Source organism: Cardinium endosymbiont cBtQ1 of Bemisia tabaci (genome assembly GCF_000689375.1).
GTDB lineage: Bacteria > Bacteroidota > Bacteroidia > Cytophagales > Amoebophilaceae > Cardinium.
Window position 1 is genome coordinate 323,622 of sequence record NZ_CBQZ010000001.1, and the last position, 11,966, is coordinate 335,587.

Annotated in this window: 6 protein-coding genes; 5 read left to right on the top strand and 1 reads right to left on the bottom strand. The window is 37.0% G+C overall.

Annotated features, from left to right (window positions below):
- Positions 1-36 precede the first annotated feature (36 nt).
- From CHV_RS01495 to CHV_RS01505, 3 genes are all read left to right on the top strand, one after another.
- On the top strand, positions 37-5,175 hold the full coding sequence (locus CHV_RS01495; protein WP_034576626.1) for a contractile injection system tape measure protein: 5,139 nt from the start codon (positions 37-39) through the stop codon (positions 5,173-5,175).
- A 123-nt stretch (positions 5,176-5,298) separates the two neighbouring features.
- Positions 5,299-7,224: a hypothetical protein gene (locus CHV_RS01500; RefSeq protein WP_034576629.1), complete on the top strand. Its 1,926-nt coding sequence runs from the start codon at positions 5,299-5,301 to the stop codon at positions 7,222-7,224.
- A 198-nt stretch (positions 7,225-7,422) separates the two neighbouring features.
- A complete protein-coding gene (locus tag CHV_RS01505; protein ID WP_034576632.1) occupies positions 7,423-8,445 on the top strand; it encodes an Rpn family recombination-promoting nuclease/putative transposase in 1,023 nt (340 codons plus the stop codon).
- Positions 8,446-8,614: 169 nt separating this feature from the next.
- On the opposite strand, the gene CHV_RS01510 is transcribed toward CHV_RS01505, so the two are convergent.
- On the bottom strand, positions 8,615-9,064 hold the full coding sequence (locus CHV_RS01510) for an SPOR domain-containing protein (RefSeq protein WP_034576634.1): 450 nt from the start codon (positions 9,062-9,064) through the stop codon (positions 8,615-8,617).
- Between the two features lie 441 nt (positions 9,065-9,505).
- Here CHV_RS01510 and atpD point away from each other — a divergent pair, with 441 nt between their 5' ends.
- Together atpD and CHV_RS01520 are read left to right on the top strand one after the other, a co-directional pair.
- Positions 9,506-11,008, top strand: a complete 1,503-nt coding sequence (gene atpD, locus CHV_RS01515; protein WP_034576637.1) for a F0F1 ATP synthase subunit beta — start codon at positions 9,506-9,508, stop codon at positions 11,006-11,008.
- 313 nt (positions 11,009-11,321) lie between these two features.
- A complete protein-coding gene (locus CHV_RS01520) occupies positions 11,322-11,930 on the top strand; it encodes an OmpH/Skp family outer membrane protein (protein ID WP_034576639.1) in 609 nt (202 codons plus the stop codon).
- The last annotated feature ends 36 nt before the right edge of the window (positions 11,931-11,966 follow it).

An 11,966-nucleotide genomic window follows, 5' to 3' on the forward strand; every position in this document is an offset into this window, starting at 1 on the left:
CAGTCTTTAAACCCGCTATATCTAACTTAATTGGTTATGTCTACAAAAATCCATCATGTTATTCTACGTAGTCGGATCGAGATTACGCTTGATCAACATCATCAAAATAACATACTCCAACATACCTTTCATAAAGTGGTCCAGCGGCATATTATGCCTATCTTATCAAAATTATTTTCTCAATACGTTCCCGATGATGCAGTTATTCATTTAGATAAACTTGTAATAGATATTGGTGATTTAAATCTATCTACCCTTGGCAAACAACTACCTTATCAGGTCGAACGGATCTTAATGCTTAAATTAAAAGAAGAGATTAATAAGGTAATACATAACCCTACTATAGACCAAATCATTCCACTACCTGATGCAAAAATGCAGGCTATAGCACACTATCTATCAGAAGGTAACTTTGCCTGGTGGATGGTCGAACGTTCTGAAAAACAAATTGAAAAAATATATTTAGAATTGCTTCACCATACCCCTTTGCGCATAGCACAACTTTGGTGTAATTTAACGAAAAAAGAAAAAGCTGTTCAACGTTGTATGGGACTTTTTTCCCAAACTACTCTGGCCAATACGCTTGCCTATTTATTAAAGCAGCCTATACCCTACTTTACACCTATATTAGCCGAAATAGGACTACTGTTACACCAAACAGGGATTTTGATTAATAGGCCATACACACTGGAGCAGCAACTGCATGGAATAGCCCTATTGGCCACCATTAACCAGCAAAAGCATAAAGTAGACCGGATCGGTTTTTTGCAAATGCTCCTCCAACAAGCAGCTATTCAAACTTCTACCAGCTACGAAAAAATTCTAGAAAAATTACACGCTTATTATGAAGAAAATGAAAAAAAATATTTATATAACCCAACTGTTAAAGCATGCATATTTCAGTTGAGAGATATGGTTGCAATGCCACCAAAATACTGGTATCAAGACCATAACAATCAGCAAAAAGTACTAAAAGAATTGGATAAAATAGGAAATTATACCATGGCCCCCTATCAACTATCCGCAGCTATTGGTACCATTAAGGCAGTAATAGGTCAACCGGGTATACGTTCTTTAGTAAAAAGCTGGCTTAAAGAAAAGAAAAACAGGGAAAAATTGATCAAACGCTTACCTGATGCGTTATTTGTTGCATTCTTACAATCTATAGATCCTTATGTAAATTTATGCACTGATTTTGAGAAGATCGCAACGGATACTACTTCTACAATCGTGCCTATTGGTACCATAAAAGCCAATGCTTTAGCCTATTGTGCCTTTGAACATTTTAATGAGGTTAAAAACCAGGAAAAGGTATTAAAAGTATTAGAAAAAATAAGTAGCCCTACGACTATCCCCTATCAACTATCCGCAGCTATTGGTACCATTAAGGCAGCAATAGACCAACCTGGTGTACGTTCTTTAGTAAAGCGTTGGCTTAAAGAGAAGCAGAATAGGGAAATTTTCATTAAACGTCTACCTGATGGGCTATTTATTAGATTTTTGCAATCTATAGATCCTTATATAGTAACGCTATACGCTGATTTTGTAGCGCTTGTAACAGCTACTACTGTTACAAGCGCACCTATCTGCGCTATTAAAGCGAATAGTTTGGATTATTGTGCCTTTGAGCATTCTAAAAGGGCCTATCTTAAAGCGATTCAGTCCCTATTTAAGGAATATATTTCCAATGGCCTCATCAACAAGCAAGGCCTCTCCATACTATGTGCCACGCATACCTATCATCCAGAAGTAGAAGCCATCATGCAACCTTTGGTATCCATAACACAAGCCTCCGTTCTATCAAATGGACCCAAAATAACCACCTATTCAGATGGCAGTATAGATAATCCTCAACTGGTCTCTACCCAGCCAGCCTATTTAAATAGCGCACCTATTTCAATTTCAGAAGGTGGATCATCTAGTCTATTAAAAGCATTAGAAACGATAATCCACCCTACTATACCAGCTGATGAACGATCGGAAGCTATTCGTAAAATTAAGGTAGCAATAGGCCAACCTAGCATACGTTCTTTAGTAAAAAACTGGCTTAAAGAAAAAGCAACCAGGAAAAAATTGATTACACGCTTATCTGATGCACTGTTTATTAGATTTTTGCAATCTATAGATCCTTATATAGTAACGCTATACGCTGATTTTGTAGCGCTTGTAACAGCTACTACTGTTACAAGCGCACCTATCTGCGCTATTAAAGCGAATAGTTTGGATTATTGTGCCTTTGAGCATTCTAAAAGGGCCTATCTTAAAGCGATTCAGTCCCTATTTAAGGAATATATTTCCAATGGCCTCATCAACAAGCAAGGCCTCTCCATACTATGTGCCACGCATACCTATCATCCAGAAGTAGAAGCCATCATGCAACCTTTGGTATCTATCTCTCAAACGTCTCTTCTATCAGATGGGCCAAAAATAAGGGTGCATGACAATAATAGCCTACATACCGATCCGAAACTAACAGGTATTGGAGCTACCTATTTGGATAGGGATTCTGTTTCGAGCTTAGAAAGTAGCTTATCTGATGTAGTAGATTTTTTGCTTTATAATGAATTGCCCAAAGACCAGTTGGTGCCAGCTTATTTAATAGCCAAACGGTTGGGCCATGCGACATACCAACAAATACGAGATCAGCTTACACCTGTATGCCAAGAAGCAACTATCCTAAGAAAGTTAATACAACATGCGACAGAACCAATATTAAACAAACTGTTACAGGTCTTTGTTCCTTTTTCCGATCAAATATTAGATAGACTAGAGGAGGTCATTGCCCAATCAAAAGTAGTGCAGTGCACAGAACAGCTGACTAATATCCGGTTAATAAAAGAAATTTTTATTAAAGCAGCGATCATGCATATACCACCTACTACTGAAAAACAGTATATAGAACGCATATTATACCATCTTGGCAGACAAACTTCATTCAGTCCAATTATTTTATGTGATCAGCTGATTGATGGTACCAAACAGACAAACGATTACCATCTAGCAGAGACTTTTTCTTTGCTCAAAAAAAAGCTAGCACCACTGAACCTAAATAAGATAGATGAAGTAGATCTTATGTTTCTATTTACACATGAAACATTTTCTTTAGACCAAACCTTGTTTCCAATTTACTATAGTAAGCTGCTGCCAGCTATTAAACATAGCGTCCGACAGTTCGATGGAGCTAATTTATCCCAATCGGTGATCGACCAACTGGTTGCGCAACACCTGTCAACTATTGATAAACCCTTACAGAGAACCATTGGCACAGCGCTCTACAAACAAATTACCGATTCCTTACAAGGCAAGCAACAACGCGTTGCAAAAAGATGGAACCTTTTTTTACATACCGGTCAATTAGAACAATATACAGATGTTACCGCTTTATGGAATGATGTGATAGAACATTTGCCTACTTTTCCCTTAGCACAAGATAAAATACATGTACGACGACGCCTTATTGCAAATTTTACGACCGGTCAACTCATGTTATTGGTTCGAAACCATAATGATATAGGCAAAACATTGGCAAACTTTATACAAGGAAGCTACCAATTGTGGTGTGCTACAGAAGGCTCATTAGACCAACAAAATATTAGTAGAAATCTATTTTGGGAGAGTGTATTGAAAACACTACCTAGAACATTAATGACCAAAGACGATTGGCTTGCAGAGATCATTACCGAATGGAGTAATATTTTACAAATCACCCCCACTACACTATTAGAAACTTTTCAACTCTTTATTCAGGATACCAAAGGGATACCAGAAGTAGAACAACTAACGACTTCATTACACAGGCTAGAAGAAAAATATCGAGAAGGCATTCAACAACAAGCCGCACAACGTGGCTACAAAACACCTATTTTAACCAAACTGTATCTATTGCTGAATGGAAGCTTATCTTTTTTTTCCCAACAGTATCCTCTAGCCATGGCTACATTGGGTAATGAATTGATGCAATCCATGGCGGACCAACCATTGGCTTTATCAAAGCTATTAAAAGAGCAGGATAACCATGAATTGGCAGCCAGACGTATGGTATACTACTTTAGCCAAGAAATTACTACAAAAATGATAACCTGTTTGGCAAAAGAAAAATCTCTATTTATAACGCACTACCTGGATCTATTAAGCAATGCATTGCCACACACTATTATACCACTCCACCATCTATCTAGATGGAAAAAAGAACTCTGTATTTCTATTATGCATTATTTAATTACAAACAATCAAGTTGAAGAAGCAGAGTTTGTACACCGTACGTTACTGACTATCTGTTATCCTAAAGAAATTGTTTACCAAGTCATCACTTCAACCGTAGCGAACGAAGATACCAACCAAGAAAAAAATAAAATCATAAGCTACCTTAAGCCACTGATTAACCAGATCAATCAAAATAGGATTGACGCATCAATGGTAGTAAATAATCCATTAGAACAGTTACCAGCAACCCTAGAAAAAAAAACAGCTAAGAAAGATAATATAGCAACAGAAGAGGTTCGGGTCTATACCAAAAATACTGGATTGGTTTTTCTATGGCCTTTTTTCTATGATTTTTTTAAGGTCCATAACCTAATGGTAGGCAATCAATTTGTTTGTGAGCAAGCAGCCCACAATGGAGTTTATCTCTTGCAATACTTAGTTACAGGAAAGCTAAAGAGTCCAGAATGGCAACTTACCCTTCCGAAGCTACTTTGTGGCTTAGCCTATGATGCAGTATTGCTACCCTATAGCCCTATAGATGCAAATGATGATGCCTATGGTCAACTGCAATCAGAAATGGTAGCTCAGCTAGAAAAGCAATCCTTACAGGACGCTACAAAAAAAATAGCCTCCAACAGCTTAATAGCCGCTGACACATTGGAACCCATAGCCATTCATACCGAACTACTTATTGAAAAAGTAATAAAACGGTGGAAAAGTTTAAAAAAACTTAAAGAAACAATCTTATATCAGGATGTTACACTTCAACATATATTGAACGATTATTTTTTAAACAGAATGGGGATTTTGACTAGGCAGCAGATTCATGATGGTTCTGAAAGCACGTTTTGGCATCTTACCGTTATGCATCAAGAATATGATACAGTCGAGTTACTGCCTCCTTGGTCTACGACCCGCCTGAAGCTACCTTGGATGCAAGAAGCCATTGTTTTGTTTTGGATGGTTGAGTAGTACAAAGACCTATATAGTGATCTTGTCAAGCTATACTGCTGATTAAAAATGTATTTTATATTTGCGATTATTAAAATAAGTTATGAACTTATCTATCTATAAACCATTTAATTGATCCTTATCATGTTTTACAACAAAAATAAATTGATCTTGTCACTATCCTACTGTTTGCTCTTCGTTTCTTCTAACTGTAAGCAAGTACCTATTTTATCGATTTCAGACCATAAAGATATACTACAGAATCATAGATTAGCAGGTAAGCCGCCTGTCGTTTCGCTTTCTTCTTACAGGGAGCTAGGCAGCATCAGTTGCATGGGAGGTGCAAAAACAGATTTTTTATTTCAATGTAAAGGGACCATTTCCAATATAAACCTTCCATTAAAAGGTCAATTGGCTTTTATAGGGATAGTAGATGGTGCTAGGTCCCCTAATAAAGCATCACCTATAGTAAAAAGTGCGATAGATGCTAAAGATAAAGTTGAAATATTACTATGGCAAGGCGAAGATGGTTTTATCTATTGGCATAAACCTGATACAGGTATAAACGAATGGATTATTAAGATAAAAGAACAGGATTACAAAAAATTAACGTCAAAAACATATGCAGTGCATATGGTATACCTTCCCAATGGTGCCTCTCCCGAGGATCATATTATTTCGACTAACTCAGTTCAAATAAATGCTAAAGATAAAAATGAACAGCTGCCCAATTATCAAAATATTGGTTTAGAAGCCATAGACCCTATTGAAGAACAAATCAATAATAGTACAGGTTGGTTCTTAAAAGGTAAGATAAATGCAGACCTAAAAAATGGTACCAAAATGGGTTTTATATTGGTTAGAGAAGCAATTAACCCTTATCCATTGGTTCAGCAAGTAATGGCTTCTAAAGAGGGATGGCCTACGCTACCTACATCTTTTAATGATGAAATGGTTATCATTCCAGGTAGTTTAAGGGAAAAAGATCCTCCTATAGTAGGTGAGTTATTAAGTAGCCAAGCCCCTATTCAAGGTGGTAAGTTTAAGGTAATTTGTTATTGGATTCAAAATCAACATTGCTATTTGAGTCAAATGGAACATATAATCTCTGATGGTAGGTCAAAATCAGATGCTAGTGCTCCTGCTACTATCCTCTTTACCGACGATAGCCATCGTATAGAAGTATCCAATGTAAGCCTTTGCCGTGAGGAAGTATCAGAAGGAAAGCAAGTGGTTACCTTGTCTGATTTTAAAATTGACTATGCTCTTAATGGTCAAAAAACATCATTACCGGCTCATCTAAAGCCATTTTTGCTTTTTTTACCAAAAAATACCCTTTGGCGAACCGCTACCATTGAATCTTTGTTTAAAAAATTGAAGACATCGAACCAAAAAGCTGGTATAAGCGACGATGGAACCATTTGTCTGGCAGCCGGTTCAGGCAAACTGCTAGACGCATCTTGTATAAACTTTTTTAGCCGTGCAACAGACTATGAATATTTTGTCTGCTTGCTTTCTACAGAAAACCATAAGCTTACATTTTGCACACAAAAAGAAAACATAACCATACAAGAAAAAGAAAAACCACAACTACCTAAAAAAGATGGGCTGCAATCCCATCGGCCAATAGATATAACCTTAGATAATAAGGATGCCCATATTACTTTGACTGTACCCCCTGCTTGGAAACTTTGGTCAGAACCCTATATTGACTATAACCTCCCTAAAGTTACATTAACACCTAAACAATTAGATAAAAATAAGCTTGCCCATGGAGGCTTTTTAATCGCTAAGGCTGCACAGCTAAATGGTTCAAAAATGGATAATCATAGTGATGTGATTCGCAACTTTATTAAAAATAAAAATAGGCCCATATTTTATGATGGTACATTTTTGATCTTCCAAGAGGAGCTTACGGGAGGAATGGAACAGGACTTAGTAAGGAATATGTATGACGCATATAAAAATGAGTCAGCAGGCAATCAAGCTTTAAAGATTAGCTATTGGGCAGAATATGAAAATAAAATTGTATGGAGCAGTCCAGTAAGTATAGAACTTATTATTAACTAATATAGTGGCATTGGCGCTATAGATTCAAAGTATATTTGTATTATATTTCAGTCTCAAAAAAAATACTATAAACTCATTATTTTTAGTATTCTTGAGAAGATATGTCAAAAATAGGATTCTATTGCCATCATATTGGTTCGCCAGAACCTAAAAAGTCATTATATTGAACCTTATTATTAATAGCTCTACTCTATCCTTATGGTGACCTCAAAATTTCTAAATCCCAAGAACGATGTAGCCTTTCGTAAAATATTTGGTAGTGAAAAACATAAAGATATTCTTATTCACTTTATCAATGATGTGTTGGGTCTAAAAGGCTCAGAAAAGGTAGAAAAGGTTACCTTTTTGTCTACTATTCAAGATCCAGATATCGCTTGTAAAAAAGAGAGTATCGTAGATGTATTATGCACCGACCAGTATGGGAAGCAAATCATTGTAGAAATGCAGGTAGCTCCTCAAGAAGGATTTGAAAAAAGAGCGCAATACTATGCCTCTAAAGCCTATTCCAGACAACTCAACGTAGGTCAAGAAGTAGGCGCTAGATATCAAGATCTCAAATCAGTTATCTTTATAGCTATCACGGATTATATTGTTTTTCCTGAAAAAAAAGATTATTTATCTAATCATGTTATTTTAGACTCTAAAACGTATCAAAGAGATTTAAAAGATTTTTCTTTCACCTTTATAGAATTACCCAAATTCAAGATTAAATCTATCGAATCACTCTCTACGATGATAGAGAAGTGGTGTTACTTTTTTAAATATGCTTCCTCTACTAACGAAGCAGACGTACGTAAAATAATAGATTCAGATTTAGTGATCCAACGTGCGTATGAAGTCTTAAATCGTTTTAACTGGTCAGAAGAAGAATTAAGGACCTATGAGAAAGAGATTAAGCGTATTATGGATAATCAGGCTGTAGAGGACTATATGAAAAAAAAAGCTAGACAAGAAGGGAGACAAGAAGGGAGACAAGAAGGGAGACAAGAAGGGAGACAAGAAGGGAGACAAGAAGGGAGACAAGAAGGGAGACAAGAAGGGAGACAAGAAGGGAGACAAGAAGGGAGACAAGAAGGGAGACAAGAAGGAGAAAAAAATAAAGCCATTTCTATAGCTAGAGCTATGCTTTTAAAAGGATACCCTATGGAAGATATTACTCTCCTTACTGGCTTATCTAAGTCTGATATTCAATATATTAAGCAGACTCTATCTATGCTTTAAATGCTTTTCCCAAAATGAGACCGTTGCAATAGATTTTTAGATTTTAGTTGTAGCTAAGTCATTCATACCGTAATCTTAAGCCCTGTATTTGCAATACAGGGTGAGTTAACTATAGTAGAAATCCGAGTAACGTTTTTAACGAAGAAATAGAACCTATTTTATAAAGGTTTCAGTCCACTATAGAGCGTATAGAAGGTCGAATTATCACAGATGGTATTTTTTTTACTAAGGTAAGATAGACAAAATAGGCCTCTAATCTATCCCCAAAAAAGCCTAACTGAACAGTATAATGGGGTTGCCTGTAGTGAAGCGTAGCAGGATAAGCAAAGGTAGCCACTGATTCTTGTGCCTTTAACGCTGCTGTTCTACTACTACCCATATAGAGCTGTATGGTATAACCTTTTAACGAATTAGCTTGCTTATAAGCTAGCTTTCGCTGTGTTAAACGCTCCATCAAACAACTCGTTTGGTCTAATGGACATATCAATGGAAGGGAAGGCCCCTTTTTTATTGCTTTAGGGCTTTTAAAGTATTCCATTCTGTATGGAGCAAGATTTTCTTCATAGATCCCCTTTTTTAATTGTTTCAAGTTAGATGAAGAGGTAGCTTTTGATTCCATGCATCCTATGATGCCATTAAAAAAAATCCATACGAAATACTTTATAGTCATATTAGTTCAAATGTGGTTACATTATCGAAAAATAAACATAAAGTAGCAACAGACCAAACGCGAGAGATCGATCCTTTTACATTTACAGTAGCAAATTCAATCCTTTTTTATAAATTTAGGAAACAATGTAGATACTGCATTGCAATGTATTAGAAATGGTTATACACCATGTAAAATAGTTTCAACCATTGAACGTCCATTTATAACTTTACTTCCAGTCTTTAATGTTATTATATACGGCTCTGTTGCTTAGAACTATTGGTGTTTTTCCCAAATTTTTGCATATAGCTGCAGGTATTTAATTTTTTTGTAGGATCTTTTTTGAAGATCTAGTACAATCGATAGGCAAAAAATGCTTGCATTATATCTTTAAATTTTGATTAAAAAGCAATGTCTCATACTGGAAAAGTTATTCAAATCATAGGTCCTGTAATAGACGTCCGTTTTAGTGAAGAAGCTCAGTTGCCTAGCATATTAAATGCATTGTATGTTAAAACCCTTTCTGGGAAACTGGTTGTCATAGAATGTCAACAACACTTGGGTGACCATTGTGTACGTGCCATTGCTATGGAAGGAACAGAAGGATTAACACGAGGACTAGAGGTAATGGATACAGGAGCCCCCATTCAGGTACCGGTAGGAAATGGGGTACGTGGGCGCCTTTTTAATGTTATAGGAAGCGCTATAGATGGCATGGCACAACCAGTAACCGATCAGAAATTGCCGATTCATAGGCCAGTGCCACCTTTTGACCAACTTTCTTCCACAACAGAAATACTCTATACCGGTATCAAGGTAATTGATTTGCTTGCGCCTTATGTGAAGGGGGGAAAGATTGGGTTGTTTGGGGGTGCAGGTGTAGGTAAAACAGTTTTGATTATGGAGCTGATTGACAACATTGCTAAGTCTTATAATGGGCTTTCTGTATTTGCTGGTGTAGGCGAACGAACCCGTGAAGGCAATGATCTTTTACGGGAAATGATTGAAGCAGGTGTGATCAATTATGGGGAAGCATTTACGGAGGCCATGGCACAAGGCGATTGGGATCTAAGTAAGGTAGATTATGAAGCATTGAAAACATCCCAGGCTGCACTGGTATTTGGGCAAATGAATGAATCTCCCGGTGCAAGGGCCCGGGTAGCACTGACTGGACTTTCTATTGCAGAGTATTTTCGTGATCATGGTGAAGGGAAGGAAGGAAAAGATATTCTTTTTTTTATTGATAATATTTTCCGTTTCACACAAGCCGGTGCAGAAATTTCTGCATTACTGGGGCGGATACCTTCCGCTGTAGGATATCAGCCTACTTTGGCCACAGAAATGGGTGCCATGCAAGAACGGATTACTTCTGTTAAGCATGGCTCTATTACATCTGTTCAAGCAGTTTATGTTCCAGCCGATGACTTAACAGATCCTGCTCCTGCTACTACTTTTACCCACCTGGATACCACTACGGTCCTTTCCAGAAGGATAGCGGCACTGGGTATTTATCCGGCTGTAGATCCTTTGGCCTCTTCCTCTAGGGCATTAAATCCTGAAGTATTAGGCGATTTGCATTACGATACGGCTCAAAAAGTAAAAAGAACCCTCCAACGTTATAAAGAACTACAAGATATTATAGCCATTTTGGGTATGGATGAGCTTTCAGAAGAAGATATATGCACGGTTTACCGTGCTAGAAAAGTAGAACGGTTTTTATCTCAGCCTTTTCATGTAGCAGAGCGATTTACAGGGATCCAAGGAGAGCGTGTACCTATAGAAGATACGATTAAAGGATTTAATATGATCATTGATGGAGCGGTAGACCATCTACCTGAAATGGCTTTTAACTTAGTCGGGAATATTGAACAAGCTATTGCCAAAGGAGAAAAGCTGCTAAGCAGCCCACATTAAGGGAGACAATAGGCTCATTTAGTTGAAAGCAGATTTGAAAAGGAGCTACATCTGTAACCAACCATAAGGGTATGCCGCATAGATGATGATGAAAAAGATTTAAAAGTCTATTTTTTTAGTTAAATTTACCAAACAAAAGCTATTTACTTAACTAAATAGCACTAGTGCCATCAGTTTGGCATCTATGGGATGGCACAGTAATAGGTAGAAGTAAGAAATATGTAATATTTCTTTTGTATTGATATCATTAAACATTAAAAATTATACTGTGATGAATTATAGATTTTTATTTGCATGGGTGCTAATGGCCTCCATGTATACCGGGGTAAAAGCACATCCACCTAAAGAGGATGACCAGTCGCAAGCGGTACCACCTAGTTTAAAGATTGGGTATGTAAATGTGGCTTATATATTCGAGCAACTACCAGAGGCTATAAAAAATAATCAAGACTTTCAAACTTTCCAGAAGCAATTGAGTAATAACCTTGGATTGAAAGCGAGCGAGCTAGAAAAAAAGTATTCCGATTACCAAAAACAGGTGGATACGTTTACGGAAGCTCAGCAAAAACAGAAACAGGCAGAGCTCAGTGAATTGCACCAAAGTCTTCGTACCCTTGAGCAGCAAATGCCTGCTGAAATAGAAAAAAAATATAAGGTAGTTATACAACCCATCCATCACAAAATAAAACAGGTCATTGACAAAATTGCAAAAGAACAAAGTTATTCTTTTGTATTAGCCAAAGATACAGAGGCAGGTCCTGTAGTACTTTTTGCGCAGCCTGGATTTGATCTTTCTGAGCTTGTATTGGAAAAACTTAAAACAATGGCGCCTAAAGAGATAGAACCACCTGTAGTAGGCCCGAAAACACAAACTCCTGCTCAGCCATCTACTCGTTCGGCTAAAGCAGTCAAGAAAAAATAAGCCAAAGCCCCCTCTTTCCTATTTTAGGTAGTCAAT

Bases quoted from the DNA above. Each gene is read 5' to 3' on its own strand.
- CHV_RS01495 (WP_034576626.1), top strand. From the start codon at position 37: ATGTCTACAAAAATCCATCATGTTATTCTACGTAGTCGGATCGAGATT.
- CHV_RS01510 (WP_034576634.1), bottom strand. From the start codon at position 9,064: ATGGAATCAAAAGCTACCTCTTCATCTAACTTGAAACAATTAAAAAAG.
- CHV_RS01520 (WP_034576639.1), top strand. From the start codon at position 11,322: ATGTATACCGGGGTAAAAGCACATCCACCTAAAGAGGATGACCAGTCG.
- atpD (WP_034576637.1), top strand. From the start codon at position 9,506: ATGTCTCATACTGGAAAAGTTATTCAAATCATAGGTCCTGTAATAGAC.
- CHV_RS01505 (WP_034576632.1), top strand. From the start codon at position 7,423: ATGGTGACCTCAAAATTTCTAAATCCCAAGAACGATGTAGCCTTTCGT.
- CHV_RS01500 (WP_034576629.1), top strand. From the start codon at position 5,299: ATGTTTTACAACAAAAATAAATTGATCTTGTCACTATCCTACTGTTTG.